Below are 26,423 nucleotides of genomic sequence, written 5' to 3'. Positions count from 1 at the left end.
CGCCCGGTTGCGCTCAGGCGGGTTCCTGATTCACGTATTTGGCCCGGTCTGGGGTGAAGGTCACGATCATCTTTGTGCTGGTGCAGGTCAGCGTGCGTTCCTGGGACAAGTCGATGTCCAGGTCTTCACCGCGCAAGCCTTGCCATTGGGCGAGGTATTTTAGACAGCCAAACTTTTCGTTTTTCTTCAGACTGCGGCTGACCCCGCCTTTCCAACCCAGCACCGGCAACTCACCGGCCCGGCAACGTTGCGCCAGTTCGGGGAATTTCGTTGCCCGGTCGCGACCGATTTCCCAGCACTTGATCAAGCCCTTGTCCTGGCCTTCCCAGAGGTCTTCCCGGGTCAGGCCGGTACGGGGCGGGGTGTCGATGGTGCGTTTCACGTAGGTCATGACTGATCCTTGAGTCGGGTTTTTATCGGGCAGCTCCGCTGCACCCGTGAGAGCATCGATCTTAGGAGGGGTTTGGGGGACTGGCAACTTTCGCGCACTGGATGACATCGAGCCAGCGGCCCGACGCATCACTTTTTGTGGCGAGGGAGCTTGCTCCCGCTGGGTTGCGAAGCGACCCTCCTTGTCAGATTCTGATTTTTACGGGGCTGGAAGATTTTGCGACCGCTGCGCAGTCGAGCGGGAGCAAGCTCCCTCGCCACAGGGGGGCGGTTTAGGAAAGACAAGAGACTAGGGTTGCCAGTTGTTCTTCTCCCCACTCAACTTGCGATCCAGGAAACTCGCCGCGCTGATCAACGCCAGATGACTCAGGGCCTGCGGGGTATTGCCGAGGTGATAACCATGGCCATCGAACTCTTCGGCGTATAGCCCCAGCGGGTTGGCGTAGCGCAGCAGCTGTTCGAATTCCAGTTGGGCTTTTTCCACGCGGCCGGCGCGGGCCAGGCATTCGACGTACCAGAACGAGCAGGCGACGAACGAACCTTCGGTGCCGCTGAGGCCGTCGATGGGGTCGTCGTCGTTGCGGTAGCGGTACACCATGCCGTCGCGCACCAGATGCTTTTCGATGGCGTCGAGGGTGGACAGCCAGCGTGGGTCCTGGGCGCTGACAAAGCGCACCAGCGGCATCAACAGCATCGAGCCATCAAGGGCGGTGCTGCCCAGGCGCTGGACGAAATGCTGGCGTTCCTCGTTCCAGAAACGGGTCCAGATGTCTTGGTAGATGGCCTGGCGAGTCTCGTCCCAGCGGCTGAACGGCGCGGGCAGGGAGCGTTTGCCGGCGAGGCGGATGGCACGGTCGACCGCCACCCAGCACATGAGACGCGAATGCAGGAAATCCTGTTTATCGCCGCGCATTTCCCAGATTCCTACGTCCTTGTCCTGCCAGATTTCGCACACCTGGTCGATCACATTGACGGTGTGTTTCCAGCCTTGGTGGGAAATGGCTTCGCCGTATTTGTTGACCAGGTACACCGCGTCCATCAACTCGCCGTAGATGTCCAGTTGCACTTGTTCGTAGGCCAGGTTGCCGATGCGCACCGGCTGCGCATTGCCGAAGCCGCTCAGGTGCGACAGCTCGGTTTCCGGCAATTCCTGCCTGCCGTCGAGGCCATACAGGATGTTGAGTTTGACCGGCTGTTCGCAGCAGTCGCTGACCCGGCCACGCATCCAGCGCATATAGGCGTTGGCCTCTTCGACGAAGCCCAGGCGCATGAACGCGTAGACGGTGAACGAGGCGTCGCGGATCCAGGTGTAGCGGTAATCCCAGTTGCGCTCGCCGCCGCGTGTTTCCGGCAGACCGAAGGTGGCAGCGGCCAGGATGGCGCCGTGTTTGCGCGAGGTCAGCAGCTTCAGCGCGAGGGCGGAACGGTTGACCGTTTCCCGCCAGCGCCCGCGGTAATTGGACTGGCCGATCCAGCCGCGCCAGAACGCCAAGGTGCGTTCCAGGCATATCGCGCTGACATTGTCCTGAAGCCGAGGGTCGTCGATGTCCCCCAACAGGAACTCGGCGCTCTGGCCTTCCTGCAGAGTGAATTCAGCCACCGCCGCGTTGCCGTCCAAGGTCATGGCCTGGTCTGAACGCAGGCGCAGGCTCGGTTGCCCCTGGGCCTTGAAGCACACGTGGGCGCCTTCCAGGTGCGCGGTGGTGGTCGCCCGGGCATAGTCATGGCGCACCGCGCAGCGCATGCGAAACGTCGCGTGGCCGACCGCCATGTGCACTTTGCGCATCAGCACCGGCAAGTCATCCTCGGTGTCGCCGATGGGCAACAGGTCGGTGATTTCCACCACCACGCCTTCACTCAGCCAGCGGGTTTGCAGCACGTTGGTATCGGGCAAGTAAATCTGCTGGCGCCGGGCGTCCGGCAGGTCGGGGCAGATCTGGAAAATGCCCGCTTGCGGGGTGTCCAGCAATGAACAGAAGATCGACGGGCTGTCGAATTCCGGCCAGCAGAAAAAATCGACGCTGCCACGGTCGTTGACCAACGCGGCACTGCGCATGTCACCGATGATGCCGTGGTTCTCGATGGGGCTTTGTGGTTCGTCATGGTCAGCCATTGCCGCGAAACCCCGGATAAAGACTCATCCCGCCATCGATGAACAGCGTCGTGCCCACCACATAATCGGACAGGTCCGACGCCAGCCAGACCACTGCGTTGGCAACATCCTCGACGTCACCGATGCGCCCGTAAGGAATCAGCTCCAGCAGTTTTTGCCCCTGTTCGTCTTCGGTGACTTCGCGGTTGATGGCGGTGCGGATGGCGCCAGGGGCGATGCTGTTGATGCGGATGCGCTGGTGACTGGTTTCCTGGGCCAGGCTCTGCATCAACAGGTCGATACCGCCCTTGGACGCCGCATAGTTGACGTGACCAGCCCAGGGGATGCGCTGGTGTACCGAACTCATATGGATGATTTTCCCGGCCGCCCGGGAAACGCCCTGGCGAATGCCCTGGCGGTTGAAGATCCGCAGCGCGGCGCGGGCGCAAAGGAACTGGCCGGTGAGGTTGACGCCGATCACGGTGTTCCAGTCGTCCAGGCTCATGTCGACGGCGGCGGCGTCTTTTTGCAGGCCGGAGTTGGCGACCAGGATGTCCAGCGTGCCGAAGGCCTCCAGGGTCTGGGTGAACAGCCGCTCGACCTCTTGTTCCTGGGACACATCGGCGCCGAGGGCGATGGCGCGGCCGCCGTTCTCATTAATCTCGCGGGCCAGCGCTTCGGCCGGGGCCGCGTTGGAATGGTAATTGAGCACCACGGCGGCACCGGCGGCGGCCAGGGCCCTGGCCGAGCCCGCGCCGATGCCGGAACTGGCGCCGGTGACGAGGGCAACTTGTTGCGCGAGGGAAATCTGCATGGGCTTAGCACCTTGAACTGAGGGCCTTACCTGCTGACTGGCGCGAGGCCTGCAGAGTTCATTCGTGGGCGGCGGTCTTCATGTTTCCCTGACCTCAACCCCTCGATACTGTTTCCTAGCGCGTCGCAACCATGAACACCCGTGGAAACGGCAGCAGCACCGTGCCATCGCCCAGGGGAGGGTAGGCCTGTTCGACGGCGCGCAGGTACTGCTCCAGGTACTGCGCACGTTGCGCCTCGTCCAGCGGGTCGAGAAACGGCCGCAAGCCGCTGCCCTTGAACCATTCAACAACACCCGCAGCGCCGCCGGCCAATGGGTGATGGTAGGTGGTGCGCCACACATCGACGCGGCTGCAATGGGGCTTCAGGATCGAATAGTACGTGCTGGCGTCGGCCACTTCCGTGCGGGTATCGGCCGCCCCGGCCAATTGATGGGCCCAGGGTCCGCTGGCGGCGATGTCGCGCATCAAGCGGTGGGACGGCTGGTGGAGCGTGTCGGGCATCTGGATCGCCAGGGTGCCGCCCGGTGCGAGTTTGTTCACCAGCGACGGCAGCAGCCTGGCGTGGTCGGGCAACCATTGCAGCACGGCGTTGGCGAAGATCACATCGAACGGCCCGGGCTCGTCCCATTGGCCGATATCGGCGGTGTCGAACGCCACGGCGGGCAGGCGCTGGCGAGCGGCGTCGATCATGTCGCCGGAACTGTCCAGGCCGCGCACCGTTGCCCCGCTGAAATGCTCCACCAACAGTTCCGTGGAATTGCCGGGGCCGCAACCCAGGTCGATCACCGAGCGCGCTTCCACAGGGGGAATAGCGGCCAGCAGATCCCGGGCAGGGCGGGTGCGTTCCTGTTCAAACGTGACGTATTGCCGGGCGGACCAGCTCATGGCGTTCTCCTTTGGCGGATCGAAGGTCGGCGGATCGAATCGGGTCGCCGCAGTATAAAGGCCAAGAGGGGATGAGGCGCGCACCTGTTAGTTCTTACAGCAGACAGGCCGGTTACCCCGGCATACATTGCTCAATGACATGAGTGCCATCCGTAAAGGAGTCATTGAATGGAAACCAGCAAGGGCATCCTGATTACATTGACCGAGAAAGCCGGCCAGACCTACCGTGCGGTGGAGATCGATTTCGTGACTCGTATGGTTGGCTTCGTCGATGACGACCCGGACAACGAATTCCGTGACTCGATCATCTCGTCCTACAGCGTGCGTGTCACCAGGACGGAGCCGCAAGGGCCGTTCAACAAGGTTTCGGTGCACGGCGATATCGATGGTGACAATGATGTAGACGCCGATGACAGGCAGGCATTGATTGACCTCGCCGTCGCCGCGAGCAAGATTCCGGCGCCGACCTGACCGGGAACCGAACGCGGGTCTGAACCTATCAGCCGCTCCCCCTGATCCGATATGAAAACAATGGGTATCGGGGCCGATTTCGCCAGGCGAAAAAACTGATTCAAATGATGCTGCCTCTACGCGCGGGCCTGGTGGCGCTGTTGCTGGGCTCATTGAGTGTGACGCCACAGGTTGGCGCAGTCCCCGAATCGCTGCACGTGCTCGGGCGCTCCCATGTGGATGACTATTCGGCGTCCCTGGATGAGGCCGATCGGGTCTGGTTGCGGCGCAAGGGCAGGTTGCTGGTGGGGGCCTCGGCACCGGACTACTCACCGTTCAGCATCACCGGCAATGGCAACGATTATGAAGGCCTGACCGCCGATTATGTCCAGTTGCTCGGGCAGTTGTTGCAGGTCGAGGTACAGGTGCTGCGGTACCCGTCCCGTACCGAATCGCTCCAGGCGCTGCACAGCGGTGAGATCGACTTGCTCGGTACCGCCAACGGCTTCGAGGCCGATGACCCGGCATTGATCATGTCCCAGGCGTACGCCGATGACCTGCCCACCCTGGTGGCGCGCATTGATGACAGCCAGGAGCTGCCCCCGGACCTGGCGGGCAAACGGTTGGCGATGCTGTACCACTATTTGCCGCCGGCCAAGGTCGAGGCGTTCTATCCCGATGCCACCCTGCAGTTGTACCCCTCGACCTTGAGTGCCATTGGCGCGGTGGCGTTCGGTCAGGCCGATGTCTACCTGGGCGATTCGATCAGCGCCAACTACCTGATCAGCAAGAACTACCTGAACAACATCCAACTGGCGGATTTTTCCCGCATGGAAGTGCAGCCTTTCGCCTTCGCGATCAAGCGTGACAATCCGCGCTTGTTGCGCATTGTCGATGCTGCCCTGCGAGCGATTCCCACCGGTGAACGCATGAGCATCCTGCGACGCTGGAGTGCCGGTGGCGCCAGCATGCCGGGGCAGCAGGCGCTGCATTTCAGCGTCAATGAACAGCGTTGGCTGGATGCGCATCCGCGGATCACGGTGGCCGTCAACGAACATTTCCCGCCGCTGACCTTCGTCGATGACCAGGGCCATGTTCGCGGCATCAGCGCCGATGTGCTGGCCAGGATCAGCTTGCGTACCGGCCTGAAGTTCAATCTCCAGCGGGGCAGTTCGCTTGATGGCCTGATCGAGCAAGTCAGGAGCGGCCAGGCCGATGTCCTGGCGGCGGCGCCGGTGACACCTGAGTTCGAGGACGCCTTGCGCTTTACCCGACCGTACCTGAGCACGCCATTCGTATTGGTGACGCCGCGCCAGGCCAAGGTCCCGCTGACCCTGGACCGGATGGACGACAAGCGACTGGCATTGGTGCGTGGCAACGTGTTGCGTGAATACCTGCTGGAGCAATTCCCCCGTGTGCAGTTGGTTCCAGCGGAAAATACTGCCGCGGCCATGGCCCTGGTGGCCGCCGGCACGGTGGACGGCGCGGTCAATTCGCTGATCAGCGCCCGTTACCTGATTTCGCGGCAGTACCGCGACAGGCTGCAGATCACCAGCACCGTGGGCACCTTGCCCGCACGTGTGGCCCTGGCGACCCGGCGGGATGCGCTGGAGTTGCATTCGATCTTGGACAAGGCACTGCTGAGCATCTCCCCTGAAGAAATGGACGAGCTGACCAATCGCTGGCGCAGTGAAGTAGTGATCGACGACAGCTACTGGCTGCGCAACCGCACCACCATCATCCAGGGGTTTGTTGTCGCCGCGCTGTTGCTGGTGCTGACCCTGGGCTGGGTCGTTTATTTGCGTCGGCTACTGGAGCAGCTGCGTGTCGCCAAGGAAAGCGCCGACGACGCCAATCGGGCCAAGACCACCTTCGTGGCGACCATGAGCCACGAAATCCGCACGCCGATGAATGCGTTGATCGGCATGCTGGAGCTGGCCCTGAAAAGAGCCGACCAGGGTGTCGTGGACCGGGTTGCCATCGAAGTCGCTTCCGACGCGGCCCAGGGGTTGCTCGGTTTGATCGGTGACATCCTGGACATTGCTCGTATCGAGTCGGGGCGATTGTCCCTGGCGCCGGAGCGGGCCAACCTGGCGCAGTTGGTCGAGTCGGTGGTGCGGATGTTCGAAGGTCTGGCCCGGCAGAAACACCTGAGCCTGCAACGGGATCTGGACCCGGCGATTGACAAGGACGTTCTGATCGATCCCTTGCGTTTCAAGCAGATCGTGTCGAACCTGCTGAGTAACGCGATCAAATTCACCGATCAAGGCCAGGTGCGCCTGAGTGCGCGAGCTGTCCCGGGCCCTGACGACAAACGCTTGGGTATTCGCCTGCGGGTCGAAGACACCGGCAGCGGGATTTCCCAGCAGGACCAGCAACGCCTGTTCAGCCCTTTTACCCAGGCTGGCAACAATCGCCAGTCCGCCCGTAGCGGTTCCGGACTGGGACTGATGATCAGCCGTACCCTGTGTGAAATGATGGGCGGCACCCTGGCGTTGAGCAGCGTGCCAGGGGCGGGTACGCAGATCGAGATCCTGCTGCGCCTGCCCTTGCTCGACGCCCAGGTGCAGGCAGCCGCGGCTGAGGTCGACGCGCCGGTGCCGATCCAGGCCCTGGACATCCTGGTGATCGATGACCATCCGGCGAATCGCCTGCTGTTGTCCCGACAACTGAGCTACCTGGGGCACCGGGTCCAGGAGGCCGGGGACGGTGTCCAGGGTTTGCAGGTCTGGCGCGCCGGACATTTCGATGCGGTGATCACCGACTGCAACATGCCATTGATGAGCGGCTATGAACTGGCTCGCACCATTCGCGACGAAGAGCGGACCCAAGGGGTGTCGCGGGGGATGATCCTTGGGTTCACGGCCAATGCCCAGCGCGAGGAAAAGGATCGCTGCATCGACGCCGGAATGGACGACTGCCTGTTCAAACCCATCGGCCTCAAGGAGCTGCAGGCACGCTTGGGGTCGCTCAGCGCGCCGCCTGACGAGGAGGGCGCCGTTGCGTCGGCCGACAGTTTCGATCTGACCAGCCTCGAACAACTGACGGGGGGCGACATCGTCTCGATCAAAAAGCTGTTGGAGGAATTGGTCAACACCAATGCCGGCGACAAGGTGCGACTCATCGACCTGTTCACCCGACACGATGTATCCGGACTCGCGGACCTGGCGCACCGGATCAAGGGCGGGGCGCGGATCATCCAGGCGCAAGGCCTGGTCGCTGCCTGTGAGACGCTGGAAAACGCCTGCCGGAGCGCCGACGGCGTGTTGCTTGCCAACGCGGTGGGTGACCTGCGCCAGGCCATGGACTTGCTCACCGAACAATTGGAGAGCCATGTGGCGAGGGAGCTTGCTTCCCCGGGACACCCATGGGAATGACTTCCTACAACCGCGTATCGAGGAGGGCTTTTTCCGACTGTTTTTAGGACTCGTCCTACAGCGCCCCTCAAAAGCTTCCTCTAGCCTGGGCCCCTTAACGTTTACGAGCCGGTTCACACCCGCCGCGTTGTCATTGGGATGCCTGCCATGCCGAATAAAGCACTGCGTATCATGATTGCCGATACAGACCCTTCTCATCGAATGAAGCTTGAGTACCTGTTCAATCAACAGGGCTATTTCCGGATTGCGCCCGTGAGCCATGCGCAGGAACTGATGACCTTGATGGCGTTCGGTATCGAGCCGTTCGACCTGCTGGTCGTCGATGCCTGTCTGGCGGAGGGGACGCTGGACCTGCCGGGTTTCTTCCTCGATAACCCGCAGGTGCGCCATGGAATGATCTACAACGCGCAGCAGGCCGGCCTCCTGTCGGTCCCTGTCGCGCGCCGGGCAAGCGTGCAATTGCATCCTGCGCAGTTGCCGGATCTCGCAGCCCTGGCGCGCCTGATGGCGCGGGTCGATCCGGCGGACTGTGAGGTGGTCCATTCCTGGAGTCGTCCCCTCAGGCACAGCCACGGCGGTTGATCCTGACCATTGGTCGGCACTGTCAGACCTGACAGGTGGCCTGGCCTGTCGCTTGTGCAAGAGTCCGCTGCAGCATGGCATCGGCGTTGTTTGTATTCATCTGGGGAGTTGCCTTGAAAGACGTGTTGATCGTGGATGACCACCCTGTCATACGGGGGGCATTGCGGCTGATTTGCCAGAACGAGGGGTTTACCCAGATCAGGGACGCCAATGGCGTGCTCGATGCCAGGGCCCTGATCAAGGAGCGTACGCCGGAGTTGGTGATCCTGGATCTGGTGATGAACGGTTTCGACGGCCTGGACCTGCTGGTCTGGATCATGGCCCAGTACCCCGAATGCGGTGTGCTGGTGTTTACCTCCCAGGATGCGCAACACTTCTGCAACCGCTGCATCTCGGCTGGGGCCAGGGGCTTCGTGACCAAGAAAAGTGACCTGAAGGAGCTGACCAAGGCCATTCATGCCCTGAAGTCCGGTTATTCCTATTTCCCCCAGATGCCCGTCAGGCTGGATTTCCAGCAGCGCACCGAACAGCAGGCCCTGGAAAGCCTTTCCACCCGCGAATTATCCATCTTGCGAATGCTGTCCATGGGCATGCGTGGCAAGGATGTCGCCGAATCCCTGTACCTGAGCCCGAAAACCGTCAGCACCTACAAGACCCGGCTGCTGGAAAAACTTGGCCTGAAGACCCTGGTGGGCTTGTCGGATTTCGCCAAGCGCAATCACCTCTGAGCCCCAGTGGGCATGGGGTTATGTAGGCACTGATCGGGTGCGCTTTTGTGGGAGCCGAGCTTGCTCGCGATGCCGGCACCTCGGTCTATCGTCGACCGCGTTATCGTTCATCGCGAGCAAGCTCGGCTCCCACAAAAAGCAATGACATTGCGCTACGCCATATCGCTCAGGCTGAATTCCTCGGCCAGAAAATCGATCAGCGTTCGTACCGACGGCAACAAGCCGCGGCGTGACGCAAAGATCGCGTGGACGATCCCGCAAGTCGGTGCCCAGCCCGGTACCAATTCCACCAGTTGTCCGCTCGCCAGGTCATCGCGGACCAACACGCGGGGCAGATGGGCAATGCCGATTCCTGCCAGTGCCGCTTGGCGCAGGACCGGCAAATCGTCGGTGACCATGCGTGGTGTATGACGGATCAGGGCGCTGGCGCCGTCCGGGCCCGACAACTCCCATTGATACTCCCGTTGCGCCCCTCCCCAGTGCAGGCTGGGCAAACCGGTGAGGTCGGCCGGGGAAGCGGGGGAGGACAAGCGTTCCCGATAAACCGGGCTACCGACCAGGCATTGGGTGCTCTTGCCCAGCGCTTTCATCACCATGTCGGTGTCCTCCAGCGGTGGGAAGCGCACCCGCAACGCGATATCGAATCCTTCGTGAATCAGATCGACCCGGCGGTTGGTGCTCTCGATGAACAACTCCACCCGTGGGTAACGGATCATGTAGCGGGTCAGCATCGGCCCGACCCAACTGTTGAGCAACGCCGTGGGACAACTGATGCGCACCAGCCCCTGGGGTTCGGAGCGGTTGCGTTCGATCACTTCGGCGGCGCTCTCGGCCTCGACCCGCATCGCCAGGCAGCGCTGGTAATAGGCCTGGCCGATTTCCGTCAACGAACAATGCCGACTGGTGCGATGGATCAACCGCACGCCCAGGCGCTCTTCCAGCTGTGCGATGCGTCGGCTGAGCTTGGACTTGGGCATGTCCAGCGCCCGGCCGGCGGCGGCGAAACCGCGGTGTTCGACCACCTGGGTGAAATAGTAAAGCGTGTTCAGGTCTTCGATGATCGTTCTCCAAATAGAACGCTAAAGCCGATTTTTGCAGTCTAGTGCATCAAAGGTCTCAGTTTTAATCTGTATCTATCGAATCGCAACACCTGATTGGGAGACGCAGCATGAAAAAGCTCATTGGCCTCTACACCAGCCCACGGCCTCATTGGGTCGGCGACGGCTTCCCGGTTCGCACGCTCTTTTCCTACGACAACCTGGGCAAGCACATCAGCCCGTTCCTGCTGCTGGACCACGCGGCCCCGAGCGAATTCACCCCGACCACTGAGCGTCGCGGTGTCGACCAGCATCCGCATCGGGGTTTCGAAACCGTGACCATCGTTTACCAGGGCGAGCTGGAACACCGGGACTCCACCGGTAGCGGTGGCAAGATCGGCCCGGGCGACGTGCAATGGATGACCGCCGCCTCCGGGATCATCCATGAAGAGTTCCACTCCGAAGCCTTCGCCCGCCAGGGTGGGTTCATGGAAATGGTCCAGCTGTGGGTCAACCTGCCCGCCAAGGACAAGATGGCCCCGGCCGGTTACCAGACGCTGCTCAAGAATGACATTCCAAACATCGAGCTGAAGGACGACGCTGGCAGGCTGCGCCTGATCGCCGGGACCTTCGAGGGCCAGCAAGGCCCGGCGAAGACTTTCACGCCTATCGATGTCTGGGATATCCGGTTGAACGGCGGCAAGAGCCTGACCCTCGACCTGCACGAAGGCCGCAACACGGCCCTGGTGGTGCTGCATGGCACGGTCCAGGCCAACGGCCGCGAGCGGATCGAGGCTGGGCAACTGGCCCTGTTCGACCGGGCCGGCGACCAGATGACCCTGCACGCCAATAACGACGCGGTGGTGCTGTTGCTCAGCGGCGAGCCCATCGACGAACCCATCGTCGGTCATGGCCCGTTCGTGATGAACAGCGAGCAGGAAATCCACCAGGCCTTCAACGATTTCCACTCCGGGCGTTTCGGCCAGATGGACGCTTGATTGCTGTTCCCTGTGGGAGCGAGCCTGCTCGCGATAGCGGTCCGCCAGTCGCTGAAGCGTTGACGGTGCAACCGACATCGCGAGCAGGCTCGCTCCCACAGGGATTTGTGTGCCAATCTTCTCGCCAATCGCCTTCCTGGAGCTGTCCCCATGCTGTCTCTGATCACCAATCACCCGCTGCTCTGCGCCCTGGTGCTGCTTGTGCTCGACATGCTGTTGTGGCGACTGGTCAGTGCGCAGCGGTCCTATTGGAAAATCGGCGGGCGGCTGGTGATTTTTTCGTTGTTCAGCATGCTGCTGTTCAACGAAGGCCTCAACCCCATGGAGCCGGCGCAGTGGGTCGACGATGTGCCGCGACACCTGGCGGCCACCGGTTTGCAGATCGCCTGGTGGCTGTTCGCCGCACGTACCCTGACGGTGCTGATCGGTGCGGCAATGATGCAACGGGTCGGCCATACCGGGCGGCTGTTGCAGGATCTGCTCGGTGCGGTGATCTTCCTGATCGCCGTGATTGCCGCGCTGGCTTATGTCCTGGATCTGCCGGTCAAGGGGGTGCTGGCGACGTCCGGGGCGATGGCGATCATCGTCGGTCTGGCCTTGCAAAGCACCCTCAGCGACGTGTTCTCCGGCATCGTGCTCAACACCACCAAGCCTTATCAGCTCGATGACTGGATCTCCATCGACGGCACCGAAGGCCGGGTCACCGACATCGACTGGCGTGCCACGCGTTTGCAGACCGCCCAGGGCAGCATGGCGGTGATTCCCAACTCGCTGGCGGCCAAGGCCAAGGTCATCAACTTCAGCCGGCCCAGCGATATGCACGGGTTGTCCATCAGCGTCCAGGTCAGTCCCCACGCCCGGCCGCAGAAAGTGATCGAGGCGCTGGAGCGCGCCATGATCGGCTGCCGCGCCTTGCTCGCCGTCCCGGCCCCTTGCGTCACGCTGAAAAGCTCCACCAGCGCCGGAGCGGAATACGAAATCAGCGGCTTCGTTGTCTCGCGAGCCCAGAAGCGCGAGGTCCGCAATCAACTGTTCGACCTGGCGTTCCGACACCTGCGGGCGTCGGGCATCAGTCTCCTGTCCGACAGTGAAAGCGTCTCGGCCAACGGTTCGTCGCGACCCCGCGCATTGCTGGACAGCTCAAGCATTTTCTCGACCTTGCGCCAGGAAGAAAAAGACACCTTCAGCCAGAACATGACCCTGCAGACTTTCCGTGCGGGAGACATGATCCTGCCGGCCGGCGAGGTGAGCGATCATCTGTTCATCATCGAGTCCGGCGTGGTCAGCGTGACCATGGTACGCGACGGCCAGGTATTGGAAGGCGGGCGCATGGGGCCGGGAGAAGTGATTGGCGAAGCCGGCATCATTTCCGACCTGGCCGCATTGGCAAACTTTTCGGCCAAGACGTTCTGCACCCTTTATCGCATCGAGAAGGACTACCTCAAACCCTGCCTCGATGCCCGTCACGACATCAATGACGCCATGAAAAACCTGTTGGATGTACGGATGAACCTCGCCCAGAACCTGATCCGCGAAGCCCCCAAACCCGTGGCCAAGAAACGCTTCCTGCACTGGTTGCGCAGCCGGGCCTGAACAACCTGCCGATTGGTCACTTGAACTTCCCAATAATTGGCTATTTGTACCGCGCCAGCCTGGGGCTAACGTAGCGCCACACCCCATAGTTCTGGAGCACACCATGCAACCGCGTATCGATTTCTACACCGCTTCCCCTGATGCCTTCAAAGCCATGCTGGCCCTGGAAAACGCTGTCATGAAACTGGGCCTGGAGAAGTCCCTGCTCGAACTGGTCAAGCTGCGTTCCTCACAAATCAACGGCTGTGCCTTCTGCATCGACATGCACACCGCCGATGCCCGCAAGGACGGCGAGACGGAGCGTCGCCTGTACGCCGTGACCGCCTGGCGCGAAGCACCATTCTTCACCCCTCGCGAGCGCGCCGCGCTGGCCTGGACCGAAGCCCTGACCCGCCTGAGCGACACCCATGCGCCGGACGCCGACTATGAACTGCTGAACGAGCATTTCAACCCCAAGGAAATGGTCGACCTGACCGTGGCAATCAACGCCATCAACGGCTGGAACCGCCTGGCGGTGGGCTTTCGCAAGATGCCCGAGGCGTGAGGCCTGCTTCGTAATCAATCCAGATAGGCTTTCGGCGTGCGGCCGGTCATGTGCCTGAAGAACGCGATGAACGCGCTGTCACTGGCAAAACCCAGTTCAAAAGCGCTGTAGCTCAGGCTGTGATCGGTGGCTAACAGTTCGATGGCGCGCATCAAGCGCCATTGCTGGCGCCACTGCTGGTAACCCATGCCGGTTTCCCGTTGAAAGATCCGCCCGATGGTCCTGCCGCTGGCACCGATTTGTTGTTCCAGCACCGCCAGTGTCGGCGGCAGGCGATTCAGGGTGGCGAGCAAAGGGGCGAGGCGTTTGTCTTCGGGCATCGGCAACAGCATCGGTTGCTGCGCCGCCGTGCGAATCTCATCCAGGCACAACCCCAGCAAATGCACGTTACGCCCCTGCGTCCAATCGCTGTCGAACGCTGCATCGGTGATGGGCTCGAGTACCGCTCGCAGGAGCGGCGAGACATCAATGATGCACACCTGGGATGGCAAGTCTGCGCACAGTGATGCTGCCAGGTAGATCGACCGGTAATCCACGCTCTGCTGCATCACCGCACGATGAGGTATGTGCGGCGGAATCCAGGCGGCTCGCGACGGCGGCAGCAGGCAGAGCTGCTGCGCCAGGGTGATGCGCGCGCAACCTCGACGCGTGAACAACAGTTGTCCGCGCTGGTGCTGGTGCAGGCCAGAGTCGTGCTGGCCCAGGGTTGATGCGAGGCCGATCACCGCTGCGCTGTGGCGGTCAGGGTCGAATCGGGCATGAGAGTCGAGCCAGGCCATAAGTTGTCCGATTTCAACGATTAGTTGTCTGACTTTGGATAATACGACAGATCCTGCTCTCTACAATGGCTCGTCTTCAATCGAACGAGCTTGCTGCCATGACTTCAAGATCTTTACTCAAACTGGCGATTGCCCTGGTGATGTTTCCCCAGATCGCCCAGACGCTCTATAGCCCTGCGCTGGGAGACATCAGTCTTAAATTTACCGTCAGCGCCCAAATGGCAGCGCAGACATTATCTGTATTTTTCCTCGGTTTTGCCTTGGGTGTGATGGTGTGGGGGCGTCTTTGTGACCACATCGGTCGTCGGCCCGCCATGCTCGGCGGTATGGCGTTGTATGCATTGGCAACGTTGCTGGCGCTGGGTGTCGATACCTTCAATGCCTTGCTGGCGCTTCAGGCGTTGGCTGCGTTTGGTGCGGCGGTCGGTTCGGTGGTGACCCAGACGATCCTGCGCGACCGTTTTCAGGGCGCTGAACTGGGTCAGGTCTTCTCGATGATTGGCATCGCCCTGGCGGCGAGTCCCGCGATTGGGCTGTTCTGCGGTGCCGGCCTGGTGGGGTTCTTTGGCTATCAGGGGGTACTTGGCGGATTGTTGGTGTTGTCGCTGATCCTCTTGTTCTGGAGTGCGCGCTCCCTGCCTGAAACGCTGCCGGCCAACCTGGTGTCGCAACCGTTGTTGAAAACGCTGTGGCGGATGCTCAAGGACCCGGCCATCTGGCGGTCGACATTTCTGGTGGCGACTTTCAACGTTGCGCTGTTCAGCTACTACAACCTTGGGCCATTCCAGTTCGAACGGCTTGGGTTGAGCCCCAGGTTGTTCGGTTACAGCGGCGTCGTCCTGGCGCTAGGCTCGGGGTTGGGTGCCTGGTTGAACAAACGCCTGCTGGCGCGGGGGATCAAGGGTAATCGGTTGTCGGCCATCGCGGCATTGATGCTGCTGATCGGTGGGGTGAGTGTTCAGAGTCTGCTCGGCAGCCCTGCTTTTGTCGCTGCGATGCTGTTGATCGTACTGGCGTTCGGTGTGGCTATACCTAATGTGCTCGGCACCGCGCTCGCTCATTACCGCGATTGCCTGGGTACTGCCGGGGCACTGTTCGGCTTGTTCTATTACTTGTTGATCAGTGGCGCGCTGATGCTCGCCGGCTGGGGCCAGGCGTTGGGCTGGACCTTGATTCTGTGCGGCGCGCTGGCGGTGTGCTTAACCGTCCGCCAGATGCGGGCCTGATGGAAGCGACACCGCCCCTCGCCACAGAGGTTTCGATGAGATTCAGACTTTCAGGATCTTCCCACTGGCCGCCACCCCCACCAGCGACAGCGCCAACAGTCCGAAGGCCATGCTCAGGCTGCTGCCATGGGCAATAAACCCGATCAGCGCCGGGCCGGCGAGGATGCCGGCGTAGCCGATGGTGGTGATGGCCGGTACGGCAATCGCTTCGGGCATCAGGGTCTGTTTGCCGACGGCGGTGTACAACACCGGCACGATGTTCGAACAGCCGGCTCCCACCAACGCATAACCCAACAGTGCTGCCTGCCACATTGGCGCCAGGGTGGCCAGCAGGAAGCCGACGGCGGCTGTGGTGCCGCCATAGATGATCACCCGTCGGGCGCCCAGGCGATGCACCACCGCATCGCCGGTCAGGCGGCCGACGGTCATGGTCAGCGCGAACGCGGCATAACCCAACCCGGCATAGGCGGTCTCGACCCCGCGCTCTGTGGCCAGGAACACGGCGCTCCAATCCAGCACCGCCCCTTCGGCCAGGAACACGATGAAACACAGGATGCCGATAAACAACACGATGCCGTGGGGAACGGCGAACGCCGGGCCCGAGCTTTCACTGCCATAAGGCAGCAAGTGCGGCGCGGCCTTGAACAGTGCCACCAGTAGCAATCCATTGACCACCAGCGTCGCGCCCAGCGGCGACAGCCCGAGGCCGAGCAGGGCGCTTACGCCGGCCGCGCCGATGATCCCGCCGAGGCTGAACATCCCATGGAAGCCCGACATCATGGTCTTGCCACTGGCTCGCTCGACGATCACCGCTTGCAGGTTCACGGTCGAGTCCACCGTGCCGAGTCCGGCGCCGAACAGGAACAACGCGGCCACCAACCAGGGAAACGTGCTCATCGTCGCCAGCAAAGGCAACGCCAGGCAGATCAGGACCGTGCCACCGCTCAGCACCCGTCGACAGCCGAACCGTGCCGCCAATGCGCCGGAAATCGGCATCGCCAGGATCGACCCCACCCCCAGGCACAACAACAGCAAGCCGAGGGTGCCTTCATCCAGATTCGCCCGCACCTTGGCGTAAGGCACCAGTGGTGCCCAGGCGGCGATGCCGACGCCGGCGATGAGATAGGCGATGCGGGTGGACATTTGCTCCAGGCGTCCGGGAACAAACGTGGGTGGGGGCGTGATGGCGGTCATGAATCGTCCTTGGTTTTGCGGTGCTGTGATGCGGGTGGGAACCCTATGCTGGCATATCCACTGACCTCACGGCGACCTCTAGGTGCCGACCGAGGGTGCTGCATCGCGAGCAAGCTTTGCTCCCACGGGCCAGGGCAGCATACAGTGGCGCCCTTGCTGGCTGATTCCGGACCCGATTCATGACGCAGTTCTACGATGCTCGCGGCAATATCTATGGTGTCGTTTCACCGCAACAGGTCCGTGCCCAAGGTGTGGACCTGCCGCCATCGGCGGCCCAGGCGGCACAGGCCCGTGAGTCCTGGGCAGCGGCTGCGGTGCATGGGTTTTGCGCCTGGGCACCGGGTGAGCAGCCTCCGGGCGCCAAGGCTCATCGCTGCGACGGTCTGCTGATCGGGCCGTTCCAGGACGAACCGCCCTTTGACGTGTTGATCGTCAACACCGACGGTACCCTGGCCGAGCGCAGTGGCAACGGCCTGACGATTTTCTCCCATGCCCTGCAGGCGCAAGGCTTGATGCCGGGAGAGGACGACTGTGTGTTGCAGGTTCATCACGACAAACACGCAGGCTCGTCGCCGCTGCAAACGTCGGTTCGTGCCGCCGAGTTCGAAGGCACGCAGGGCTTCTGGCTGAACCTTGGACAGCCGCTGTTCGGGCCTCAAGCCGTCGCTGCCCAACCGATGGAAAGCGTGCGCTTCAACCAGCGCGAAGTCAGTCGCGTAGCGGTACTGCAAGCGTTGAACCCGGCGTGGGGCAACAGCCAGTTCGTGAGCATGGGCAATCCCCATTGCGTGACTTTGGTGGACAGCGCCGAAGCGCTGCCGAGCAACGCGCAGATGCGCGCCCCGGCACTTTCCCAAAGCTTGACCCGCATCGCTTATGCCATGCCTGGTGGTGCCGGAGTTCCATGCCCGGCGGGTGTGAACCTGCAATGGGCCTGGCTCGAGTCCGAAGGACGGATCGCCGCCCGGGTGTTTGAACGGGGCGAAGGGCCGACCGCTTCTTCCGGCACCAGCGCCAGTGCCGTGGCCAGCGCCGCGTGGCGGGTGGGTTGGGTGAAAGCAGGGCCGGTGAGTGTGGTGATGCCGGGGGGGACGGCGCCGATCCTGCTGACAGAGGCGGGTGGGGAATTGGTGCAGGTCAGTTTGTTTGGGACGGCGCGGCTTCTTTAGCGTGCTGCGGTGTGGCTGATGACGCTATCGCGAGCAGGCTCGCTCCCACATTGGATCTTCGCAAACATACATCTTGCGTCCGCCGCAGCCCCCCTGTGGGAGCGAGCCTGCTCGCGATAGCGTCGGGCCGGCCACCTCACGGTCAACGAACAGACCGCTATTGTCGGCTCGCTCAGCCCAACTGCGGCCCGAACTCCACCACCGGCATCTGCCGCTTCATCAACACTTCACCGTTGCGAATCGAGTAGAGCGGCAGCCCCTGGCTGCGGATCACTTCGTAGTCGCTGTCGGCCGACAGAATCAACAGGTTCGCCGGACGCCCGGCTTCCAGCCCATAGCGTTCGCCCAGCGCCATGGCCTTGGCGCTGTTGTCGGTGACCAGGTCGAGGGCGCTTTGCAGGTTGCGATAGCCAAGCATGTGGCAGATGTGCAGGCCGGCTTCGAGTACCCGCAGGATGTTGCCGTTGCCCAGGGGATACCATGGATCGACGATGGAGTCCTGGCCGAAACACACGTTCATCCCGGCTTCCAGCAGTTCATTGACCCGGGTGACGCCGCGGCGTTTGGGGAAGGTGTCGAAGCGGCCTTGCAGGTGGATGCTTTCGGTGGGACAGGAGACGAAGCTGATGCCCGAATGTCCCAACAGGCGAAACAGTTTGGCGCAGTAGGCGTTGTCGTAGGAACCCATGGCCGTGGTGTGGCTGGCGGTGACCCGGGCACCCATGTCGCGGCTGCGGGCTTCTTCGGCCAGCACTTCGAGGAAACGCGAATGCGGGTCGTCGGTTTCGTCGCAATGCACGTCCACCAGGCAGCCGGTGCGTTCGGCCAGGTCCATCAGGAACTTCACCGAGCTGACACCCTGGTCGCGGGTGTATTCGAAGTGCGGAATGCCGCCTACCACGTCGGCACCCATGCGAATGGCTTCTTCCATCAGCTCGCGGCCGTTGCGGTAGGACTCGATGCCCTCCTGGGGAAACGCGACGATCTGCATATCGATCAGATGACGATTTTGTTCGCGCACTTCCAGCATGGCCTTGAGGGCGGTGAGTGCGGGGTCGGTGACGTCGACATGGGTGCGCACATGCTGGATGCCATGGGCGGCGAGGGCCTGGATGGTTTTCGTCGCGCGGGTCCGGGTGTCTTCTTCGGTGATGGTGGCCTTGCGTTCGCCCCAGCACTCGATGCCTTCGAACAAAGTGCCGCTCATGTTCCAGCGCGGCTCGCCGGCGGTGAGGGTGGCGTCCAGATGAATGTGCGGCTCGACGAAGGGCGGCACCACCAGGTTGCCGCCGGCATCGAGGTCCTCGGGGCCGAGGCTGGGGGCTTCGGTCTGGCGGGCGATGCTGGCGATCAGGCCGTTTTCCAGGTGCAGTTCATGCAAGCCTTCGCGGTTGCGCAGGCGGGCGTTGATGATGTGCATCGGGCGAGTCCTTCTTATAGGTCTTGGAGTGGCGCGTCGGTGGTCCGGGTACCCATGACGCCGATCAATAGCACATACGTTAGCGCGCCAGTGGCGATTCCTACCAGCGGTGCCACCCAGGGCGAATTGAAGGCCGCGACGGTGCCGAGGCCATAAGCCAGCAACCCCGGCCAGTTGAAGGCGGGCAGCCGTACATCGGCCAGGCGTGGATAGCGCCCGCGCCAGCGGAAGAAGAAATCGGCCATGATCACGCCGCCAATGGGCGGGATCACCGTACCCAGCAGGATCAGGTACGGCACCAGCATGTCGTACATGCCCAGCAGCGCCAGCAGAGTGCCGATCATGGCGCCGCCCAGGGTGACGGCCTTGCGTCGCCGGGTGCGCAGCAGGTTGCAACCGGCCACGGCGAAGTTGTAGATGGTGTTGTCCTGGGTGCTCCAGATGTTGAGCAGCAGCATCGCCATCGCCGCCATGGCGAAGCCCTGCAACAGCAGCACTTCGACCACGTCCGGCTGTTGGTAGACGATGGCCCCGTAAGCACCAATCAACACCATCAGGCCATTGCCGAGGAAGAAACCGATCAGGCTCGCCAGCACTGCGACTTTCGCCGAGCGGGAAAACCGGGTCCAGTTGGTCGCCTGGGTCGCGCCGCTGACGAAGGTGCCGAACACCAGCGTGATAGCGGTGGACCCATCGAGGCTGCCTGTGGGCACCACGGCCAGCAAGCCGTCGAAGCCACCGACTTTCACCGTCGCTACCCACATCGACAGCATCAGCAGCAACATCATGGCTGGCACGGCGATGTACGAGAGAATTTCCAACCCGCGATAACCGACGTAGGCCGTGGCGCAGAACCCCAGGCCGAACAGCACCATCAGTCCCAGCACGGCGCCTTCGCTCAACCCGAAGTATTTACCCAGCACCACCGCGGCGGTCGCCGTGCCCCAGGCGTACCAGCCGATCTGGGTGAAACCCAGGATCAGGTCGCTGAGCTTGCTGCCGACCTCGCCAAAACAGAAGCGGCCCATCAGCACCGAATTGAGCCCACTCTTGAATGCGATGTAACCCAACCCCGCGGCGTAGAGCCCCAGCAGCAGGTTGCCGATCACAATCACAGTGAGCATCTCGGCAAAACCGAACGCGACGCCCAACTTGCCGCCAGCAAACATCGTGGCGGTGAAAAAGGTGAAACCCAGCAGCACCATGGCCGTGGAGGCCAGGCCCTTGCGGGCATGCATCGGGACTTCGCTCAGTGGGTAGTCGTTGCCCGGATCGTTCTGAGTCATGTGGCGGTCCTTGCGCAGAAGGGGAGATGTCGCAAGCGTGCAGCGGTCGTGCCAAACGAATGATCGCGAGGTTATTTATAGACAATCCGGGGAAGTGGGGGCGGGCGCGGAGTGAAAGTGGTGCAGCGATGATTCAAGTTGGAACACGGTTCTCATTCCCCTGTGGGAGCGAGCCTGCTCGCGATGGCGCCGGATCAGTCACATCCGTTTCAACGGATAGGCCGTCATCGCGAGCAGGGGATTGGAATACTCAGAGAGGGCGGGGCAGTGGCAGGAATCGTAATACCGCCGCCACAATGGCTTCCGGCGCATCTTCCTGGACCAGATGCCCGGCGTTCGGCACCGGATGGAATTGCGCGCCTGGAATCAATGAATGCAGCGCCCGGCCGCGTTCGATGGGGATCCATTGGTCATCCTCGCCCCACAATATCTGCGTCGGGCAGCGCACGCTCGAATACAGGCCTTCTGCCTCGCGGGTGTAACGCTCGTCCATTTGCGCAATCTGTCGATAGAACGCGGCCTGGCCCGTCTCGCCGAGCCACGGCTGCACGTAGGGCGCCAGTTCTGCGTCCGGGATCTCCCGCTTGATCGCGCCGCGGATATACGTCGGCACAATGGCGCGCTGAATGTAGTCGGGCAGCCGGCTGAAGGCTGCTTCGTGCTGTCGCACATGCTGGACGAAGGGTGAGCCCCAGGGTGACAGCGCCACCGGGTCGATCAGCGTCAGGCTGCGGTAGTTTTTGCCATTGAGCAGGTGCGTGCGCAGAACGGTGGCGCCGCCAAAGTCGTGGGCCACCACATCGGGGCAATCCAGGCCCCAGTGCTCCAGCAGTTGCGCGAACAGATGGTTCTGTACGCCGAGGGAGACATCGGCATCGGGTTGCGCCGATTGGCCATAACCCAACAGGTCAAAATAATGCACCCGGTGGGTGGCGCTCAAGAGCGGGGCGATGCGATGCCACACGTATGAGGAAAAGGGCGTGCCATGGACGAATACCAATGGCGGGCCGTCACCGTGGATGGCGTAGCGAATGGCGTGTCCGTTGAAGGTGTATGCCTGATCCAGCGGCCAGTCGGTCATGGTCGATGCTCCACTGAAGAGGGTTCAGGGGATAGAGCATAGGCCATTGCAGTTTCCCTGGGGAACACACACCTGTGGCGAGGGGATTTATCCCCGCTGGCGTGCGCAGCGCGCCCCAAAGATACGAAGCGAATTGATGCTGGAAATTGGGGCTGCTTCGCAGCCCAGCGGGGATGAATCCCCTCGCCACAGATAATCCCCCTGCCATAGAAGCTGTTTTCAAGATTGGGGCCGCGGGTTACTCGCCGTGATAGATGCAACCGCTGGTGCACGTCTCATGGATGCGGATGGCGCTGAGCTCCGGCAGCAACGGCTTGAGCTCGTTCCAGATCCACTTGGCGAGGACTTCGCTGGTGGGGTTTTCCAGGCCAGGGATGTCGTTGAGGTAATTGTGGTCCAGGCGCTCGTAGAGCGGCTTGAAGATCGCCTTGATTTCCGAGAAGTCACGAATCCAGCCGGTGTGCGGATCGATGTCGCCGCTCAGGTGAATCGCCACCTTGAACGAGTGGCCGTGCAGACGGCCGCACTTGTGGCCGTCCGGCACGTGGGGCAGGCGGTGGGCGGATTCGAAGGTGAATTCTTTGAAGATTTCCACAGGTTCAGGCTCTTTATGGTAGCGGTCGCGAGGCAGGCGGCGGAGTTTATCAGTTTGGCTCCGGCGTTGCGCGCTCATGCTGACTAAAGGGTCAGCAAACGCTCGCCCAGCCCACCGTTGGCCGCCAACTCGAGGAATTCATCGCCCAGGCGGCGGCTCTCGTCCATCGCCGTCTGCCAGTAGGTGCGGCGGCTCGCGTCATCGCCCATGAAACGCTTGAAGTCGTTCCGGTCTGGCAGCTTGCCGTAGGGCAGGCGAGCCAGGTACTCACGGGACGGCGCCACCAACAGGACATCTTGCAGGCGCTCAATGTTACCCCGACGCCATGGCAAGCTTTTGTCGAACCAGCCGGGGATGACCCGGTCGGTGAAATGGGGATACAGCACAATGTCTTCGCCGCTGTAGGGCAAGTCGAGGTGATAGTCCAGCAAGCCGCCATCGCGATAGGTGCCGGCACCGGCTCCTGGCAGGTCCCGCACGCCCTCCATCACCATCGGGATCGAGCCCGAGGCCAGCAGCGCCTGGCGCAGATTGCCGGCCGCAAGCGGCACGAAACGTGACGGGAAATCGTTCAAGGGATGCAGCGGCGGTGCCAGGCGCGGGTCGTGGATGATCAGCCGTTCGAAATGCCGCGACAGCCGCGCACGGCCTCGCAGGTTGTCGGCAATGACCGAAGACAGGCCCAGGCCCAGCCGTCCGCGATGATCCTGCGCGAGCAAGCCGTGACTTTTGACGACCATGATGTTGAGCCGGTAATGGGGGTTGGAGAGGATCGTCGCGTCGCGGCCTTCGAGCAGGTCGTTGAGCATGCGTTGCGAACTCTGGCTGACCCCGGCCATGGTCACGCCTTTGGCGAAACTTTGCCCGTTGTACAAGGTGCCCAGGCGTCGGATGCCTTCGGCGGCATCCGGCAGGCAGGCGCTGGCGAAGCGCCAGGAGCCCACGGAAGCTCCGATCAACGAACGCTCACGGGGAGCGGCGGGCAGCCATTCGCCAAACAGCGCCAGGTCCAGCCCCTGGATGCCCAGGGCCTTGGGACCACCGGCGGCACCCGGCAGGATGCCGACGTCGACCGCCTTGAGACCGGCTTCGCGAATCCGCGCCAGTGCCCGGGGGCCGGCCTTGAGGGTGAGGGCGGGAAACTTGATGTGGATGGCAGTCATACCGGTCTCTTGGCGTGGGCAGGCAACGGATTATAGCGACACAAAATCCCTGTGGGAGCGAGCCTGCTCGCGATGGCGGCGTATCAGATTGCAATAAAATGACTGACCCACCGCCATCGCGATCAGGCTCGCTCCCACGGGGCCCGGTCGTTGATCTGTGTTCCATGATGGCAATTCAGTTTCAGTTAAGTTCACCCGGCTACAGTCGCCCGGTGACGATTATAAAAAGGAGATAACCCTTGAACCGCCTGACTGCCTTTTTCATCGCAACGCTCATGACCCTGGGCGCCAGCCTTGCCCACGCACGGGACCTCGGCCCCGACGAATCCCGAAAACTGCAAGACGCTGGTACCATTCAATCCTTTGAAAAACTCAATGCCGTCGCCTTGGCCAGACACCCCGGCGCCACCTTGACCGATACCGAGCTGGAAGAAAAGTACGGCAAGTTCATCTATCAGGTGGAGCTACGCGATCCCCAGGGCGTTGAATGGGATATGGAATTGGACGCCGTTACCGGCAAGGTGCTCAAGAATCATCAGGATACTTAATGAAGCTTAATCTCTGCGCCCGCGGTCGATGGCCGCTGGTGCTGCTGGCGTTTTGTTCGGTGGTCATGGCACGGGACCTGGACCAGGACGAGGCCCTGCAACTGCGCCAGCGGGGCGTGATACTGCCGCTGGAACAGTTGCTGCAACAGGCGCTGGATCTGCACCCCGGCGCCAAGTTGCTGGAGGCCGAGCTGGAAGAGAAACACGGGGTCTATATTTATGAGGTCGAGCTGCTGGATACCGACGGCGTTGTGCGCGAATTGGACCTGGAGGCCACATCCGGCCGCTTGCTCAAAGATAAGGAAGACTGATGCGCCTGCTACTGGTGGAAGATCACGTTCCCCTGGCCGATGAGTTGATGGCCGGGCTGACAAGACAAGGCTATGCCGTCGACTGGCTCGCCGACGGTCGTGACGCGGTGTATCAGGGCAGCAGCGAACCCTATGACCTGATCATCCTTGACCTTGGCCTGCCAGGTGTACCGGGGCTCGAGGTGCTGGCCCAATGGCGCGCCGGTGGCCTGAGCACCCCGGTGCTGATCCTCACCGCCCGCGGTTCCTGGGCCGAACGCATCGAGGGCCTCAAGGCCGGTGCCGACGATTACCTGACCAAGCCGTTTCATCCCGAGGAACTGCACCTGCGGATCCAGGCGTTGCTGCGCCGCTCCCACGGCCAGGCCAACCAGCCGACGCTCCAGGCCGCCGGGCTGCATCTGGATGAAGGGCGCCAGTGCGTGGTTCGCGACGGCGCCGACATCCAACTGACCGCCGCTGAGTTTCGCCTGCTGCGCTATTTCATGCTTCACCCCGAGCAGATCCTTTCCAAGAGCCATCTCGCCGAACATTTGTACGATGGTGAAACCGAGCGTGATTCCAATGTGCTGGAAGTCCACGTCAATCACCTGCGACGCAAGCTGGGACGCAGCGTGATCGAAACCCGTCGCGGCCAGGGTTATCTGTTCGGCGGACAGGCCCAGTGAGGTCCATCCAGCGACGGCTGAGCCTGGGCCTGATCGGTGTGATGGTGGTGGTCGGCCTGGTCCTGGCGCAGACCAGCCTGTGGCTGTTCGAGCTGGGGTTGCAGCGCTATCTGGAAGCCGGGTTGCGCAACGACAGCGAAAGCCTGCTGGTGGCCCTGGTGCGTGGTCCCCAGGGGCTGCAACTGGATGAGCGGCGTTTGTCGCCGGCCTATCTGCGGCCGTTCTCCGGGCATTATTTCCGCATCGATTTTGCCGACGTGCACTGGCGTTCCCGTTCCCTGTGGGACCAGGAACTGCCCCGGCTCGACCATCCAGGCCTGCACGCCAACCTGCAACTGGGGCCTGAAGGCCAGCAACTGCTGGTATTGCGCACCGACTATCGGCGCCTGGGCCAGGCGATTTCCATCAGCGTGGCCCAGGACTACACGCCCGTGCGCGACAGTTTCCTGCGCATGCAGCAGATCGGCCTCGGCCTCGGCCTGGCGGGGCTGTTGCTGATTCTGTTGTTGCAACGGTTCACGGTGCGCCGCGCCTTGCGTCCGCTGGAGAAAGCCCGGGAACAGATCGCGCAACTGCAGCGCGGACAACGCTCGCAACTCGACGAACAGGTGCCCCTCGAGCTGGAACCGCTGGTCGCGCAGATCAACCATCTGCTGGCCCACACCGAAGACAGTCTCAAGCGCTCGCGCAACGCCCTGGGCAACCTGGGCCACGCCCTGAAAACCCCGCTGGCGGTGTTGCAGAGCCTGGCCTCGAACGAAAAACTCGACCCATACCCCGAGCTGCGCAAACTGCTGCTCGACCAACTGGAGCAGGTGCGACAGCGCCTGAACCGCGAGCTCAACCGTGCCCGACTGGCCGGCGATGCCTTGCCCGGCGCGCAGCTGGACTGCGATGCGGAACTGCCGGGGTTGCTGGCGACGCTGAACATGATCCATGGCGAGCATCTGCACCTGAGCTACGTTGCCTCGCCAGGTCAGCACCTGCCCTGGGACCGCGAAGACCTGCTGGAGCTGCTGGGCAACCTGCTGGACAACGCCTGCAAGTGGGCGGATGCCGAAGTGCGCTTGACCGTGGTCGAGACGGCCGAGGCATTCATCCTGGCGGTGGAAGACGACGGCCCGGGCATTCCCGAGGAGCGGCGCGACCAGGTCTTCAGCCGGGGCACGCGCCTGGACGAGCAGACCGACGGCCATGGCCTGGGGCTTGGTATCGTGCGGGACATCGTCGACACCTGGGGCGGGACGCTGACCCTGCACGACAGCGAGTGGGGCGGGCTGAAAGTCCTGATCGAACTGCCCCGGCGCTGATCGCACCGAATTCCCCTGTGGGAGCGAGCCTGCTCGCGATGGCGGTGTATCAGATTGCATCAAGGTGACTGACCCGACGCCATCGCGAGCAGGCTCGCTCCCACAGGGGGGTGCGGTGATTTTGAATATTGAAAACACCCCGAAACCCGCCGCACGGCCCTTGCAGCTTGGCGCCGCTTGCT

General features: G+C 62.4%; 25 protein-coding genes. 13 read left to right on the top strand and 12 right to left on the bottom strand.

All coding sequences use genetic code 11. From position 1 onward, the window contains the following. Positions 1–13: 13 nt before the first annotated feature. The 4 genes from CGA22_RS17230 to tam all read right to left on the bottom strand — a co-directional run bounded on the left by CGA22_RS17230 (position 14) and on the right by tam (position 4,182). Entirely contained in the window at positions 14–391 is a 378-nt protein-coding gene (locus CGA22_RS17230; protein WP_041020950.1) for a hypothetical protein, read from the bottom strand. 288 nt (positions 392–679) lie between these two features. Next, on the bottom strand, positions 680–2,503 hold the full coding sequence (locus CGA22_RS17225; protein WP_041020949.1) for a glycoside hydrolase family 15 protein: 1,824 nt from the start codon (positions 2,501–2,503) through the stop codon (positions 680–682). Beyond that, entirely contained in the window at positions 2,496–3,296 is an 801-nt protein-coding gene (locus CGA22_RS17220) for a glucose 1-dehydrogenase (RefSeq protein ID WP_041020948.1), read from the bottom strand. Before CGA22_RS17220 ends, CGA22_RS17225 begins: the two co-directional genes overlap by 8 nt. A 115-nt stretch (positions 3,297–3,411) precedes the next feature. Next, positions 3,412–4,182, bottom strand: a complete 771-nt coding sequence (gene tam / locus CGA22_RS17215; RefSeq protein ID WP_041020947.1) for a trans-aconitate 2-methyltransferase — start codon at positions 4,180–4,182, stop codon at positions 3,412–3,414. Between the two features lie 168 nt (positions 4,183–4,350). Between tam and CGA22_RS17210 the strand changes: the two genes are divergently transcribed. The 4 genes from CGA22_RS17210 (at position 4,351) to CGA22_RS17195 (ending at position 9,319) form a co-directional block, all read left to right on the top strand. Beyond that, a complete protein-coding gene (locus tag CGA22_RS17210; protein WP_041020946.1) occupies positions 4,351–4,653 on the top strand; it encodes a hypothetical protein in 303 nt (100 codons plus the stop codon). 104 nt (positions 4,654–4,757) lie between these two features. Next, on the top strand, positions 4,758–8,009 hold the full coding sequence (locus CGA22_RS17205) for a transporter substrate-binding domain-containing protein (protein ID WP_052435083.1): 3,252 nt from the start codon (positions 4,758–4,760) through the stop codon (positions 8,007–8,009). Positions 8,010–8,156: 147 nt separating this feature from the next. Then, the gene (locus CGA22_RS17200) at positions 8,157–8,591 is read left to right on the top strand and encodes a response regulator (RefSeq protein WP_041020945.1); all 435 of its coding nucleotides are present in this window, start codon (positions 8,157–8,159) and stop codon (positions 8,589–8,591) included. Between the two features lie 113 nt (positions 8,592–8,704). Beyond that, positions 8,705–9,319 carry a response regulator transcription factor gene (locus CGA22_RS17195; protein ID WP_041020959.1) on the top strand — a complete coding sequence of 205 codons (615 nt, stop codon included), beginning with the start codon at positions 8,705–8,707 and terminating at the stop codon, positions 9,317–9,319. Between the two features lie 152 nt (positions 9,320–9,471). On the opposite strand, the gene CGA22_RS17190 is transcribed toward CGA22_RS17195, so the two are convergent. Then, positions 9,472–10,380, bottom strand: a complete 909-nt coding sequence (locus CGA22_RS17190; protein WP_177329228.1) for a LysR substrate-binding domain-containing protein — start codon at positions 10,378–10,380, stop codon at positions 9,472–9,474. 107 nt (positions 10,381–10,487) lie between these two features. Between CGA22_RS17190 and CGA22_RS17185 the strand changes: the two genes are divergently transcribed. The 3 genes from CGA22_RS17185 to CGA22_RS17175 all read left to right on the top strand — a co-directional run bounded on the left by CGA22_RS17185 (position 10,488) and on the right by CGA22_RS17175 (position 13,491). Beyond that, the gene (locus CGA22_RS17185) at positions 10,488–11,354 is read left to right on the top strand and encodes a pirin family protein (protein WP_041020943.1); all 867 of its coding nucleotides are present in this window, start codon (positions 10,488–10,490) and stop codon (positions 11,352–11,354) included. 150 nt (positions 11,355–11,504) lie between these two features. Further along, the gene (locus tag CGA22_RS17180; protein WP_041020942.1) at positions 11,505–12,947 is read left to right on the top strand and encodes a mechanosensitive ion channel family protein; all 1,443 of its coding nucleotides are present in this window, start codon (positions 11,505–11,507) and stop codon (positions 12,945–12,947) included. Positions 12,948–13,050: 103 nt separating this feature from the next. Continuing rightward, positions 13,051–13,491 (top strand): carboxymuconolactone decarboxylase family protein, encoded by a 441-nt coding sequence (locus CGA22_RS17175; RefSeq protein ID WP_041020941.1) that lies wholly within the window; start codon positions 13,051–13,053, stop codon positions 13,489–13,491. Between the two features lie 14 nt (positions 13,492–13,505). Here CGA22_RS17175 and CGA22_RS17170 read toward each other — a convergent pair whose 3' ends face one another. Continuing rightward, on the bottom strand, positions 13,506–14,270 hold the full coding sequence (locus tag CGA22_RS17170; RefSeq protein WP_041020940.1) for an AraC family transcriptional regulator: 765 nt from the start codon (positions 14,268–14,270) through the stop codon (positions 13,506–13,508). Positions 14,271–14,368: 98 nt separating this feature from the next. Here CGA22_RS17170 and CGA22_RS17165 point away from each other — a divergent pair, with 98 nt between their 5' ends. Then, positions 14,369–15,496: an MFS transporter gene (locus CGA22_RS17165; protein ID WP_041020939.1), complete on the top strand. Its 1,128-nt coding sequence runs from the start codon at positions 14,369–14,371 to the stop codon at positions 15,494–15,496. Between the two features lie 42 nt (positions 15,497–15,538). On the opposite strand, the gene CGA22_RS17160 is transcribed toward CGA22_RS17165, so the two are convergent. Then, complete coding sequence (locus CGA22_RS17160; RefSeq protein WP_041020938.1) at positions 15,539–16,690, bottom strand: MFS transporter; 1,152 nt, start codon at positions 16,688–16,690, stop codon at positions 15,539–15,541. Between the two features lie 179 nt (positions 16,691–16,869). On the opposite strand from CGA22_RS17160, the gene CGA22_RS17155 reads away from it, so the two are divergent. Continuing rightward, on the top strand, positions 16,870–17,859 hold the full coding sequence (locus CGA22_RS17155) for a DeoR family transcriptional regulator (RefSeq protein WP_041020937.1): 990 nt from the start codon (positions 16,870–16,872) through the stop codon (positions 17,857–17,859). A gap of 172 nt (positions 17,860–18,031) precedes the next feature. On the opposite strand, the gene codA is transcribed toward CGA22_RS17155, so the two are convergent. The 5 genes from codA to CGA22_RS17130 form a co-directional block, all read right to left on the bottom strand. Next, positions 18,032–19,279: a cytosine deaminase gene (codA, locus tag CGA22_RS17150; RefSeq protein ID WP_041020936.1), complete on the bottom strand. Its 1,248-nt coding sequence runs from the start codon at positions 19,277–19,279 to the stop codon at positions 18,032–18,034. 14 nt (positions 19,280–19,293) lie between these two features. Then, on the bottom strand, positions 19,294–20,565 hold the full coding sequence (gene codB, locus CGA22_RS17145; RefSeq protein ID WP_041020935.1) for a cytosine permease: 1,272 nt from the start codon (positions 20,563–20,565) through the stop codon (positions 19,294–19,296). Positions 20,566–20,815: 250 nt separating this feature from the next. Continuing rightward, on the bottom strand, positions 20,816–21,646 hold the full coding sequence (locus tag CGA22_RS17140; RefSeq protein ID WP_188258654.1) for an alpha/beta fold hydrolase: 831 nt from the start codon (positions 21,644–21,646) through the stop codon (positions 20,816–20,818). 238 nt (positions 21,647–21,884) lie between these two features. Further along, complete coding sequence (gene queD, locus CGA22_RS17135; protein WP_003203918.1) at positions 21,885–22,241, bottom strand: 6-carboxytetrahydropterin synthase QueD; 357 nt, start codon at positions 22,239–22,241, stop codon at positions 21,885–21,887. An 83-nt stretch (positions 22,242–22,324) separates the two neighbouring features. Next, complete coding sequence (locus CGA22_RS17130; RefSeq protein WP_041020933.1) at positions 22,325–23,404, bottom strand: hypothetical protein; 1,080 nt, start codon at positions 23,402–23,404, stop codon at positions 22,325–22,327. 239 nt (positions 23,405–23,643) lie between these two features. On the opposite strand from CGA22_RS17130, the gene CGA22_RS17125 reads away from it, so the two are divergent. Genes CGA22_RS17125 through CGA22_RS17110 form a run of 4 tightly spaced genes read left to right on the top strand, consistent with a single transcriptional unit; the run spans position 23,644 to position 26,241 of the window. Continuing rightward, on the top strand, positions 23,644–23,952 hold the full coding sequence (locus CGA22_RS17125; RefSeq protein ID WP_084213706.1) for a PepSY domain-containing protein: 309 nt from the start codon (positions 23,644–23,646) through the stop codon (positions 23,950–23,952). Next, positions 23,952–24,263: a PepSY domain-containing protein gene (locus tag CGA22_RS17120; RefSeq protein WP_041020932.1), complete on the top strand. Its 312-nt coding sequence runs from the start codon at positions 23,952–23,954 to the stop codon at positions 24,261–24,263. The genes CGA22_RS17125 and CGA22_RS17120 overlap by 1 nt, the downstream gene beginning before the upstream one ends. Further along, the gene (locus CGA22_RS17115; protein WP_041020931.1) at positions 24,263–24,931 is read left to right on the top strand and encodes a response regulator transcription factor; all 669 of its coding nucleotides are present in this window, start codon (positions 24,263–24,265) and stop codon (positions 24,929–24,931) included. The genes CGA22_RS17120 and CGA22_RS17115 overlap by 1 nt, the downstream gene beginning before the upstream one ends. Beyond that, a complete protein-coding gene (locus tag CGA22_RS17110) occupies positions 24,928–26,241 on the top strand; it encodes a sensor histidine kinase (RefSeq protein WP_041020930.1) in 1,314 nt (437 codons plus the stop codon). Before CGA22_RS17115 ends, CGA22_RS17110 begins: the two co-directional genes overlap by 4 nt. The last annotated feature ends 182 nt before the right edge of the window (positions 26,242–26,423 follow it).

It is taken from the genome of Pseudomonas sp. PSB18, from assembly GCF_014596565.1.
In the GTDB taxonomy this organism is placed as follows: Bacteria; Pseudomonadota; Gammaproteobacteria; order Pseudomonadales; family Pseudomonadaceae; genus Aquipseudomonas.
The sequence above is the reverse complement of the archived record's forward strand: the minus strand, read 5'-3'. Positions and strand labels throughout refer to the sequence as shown.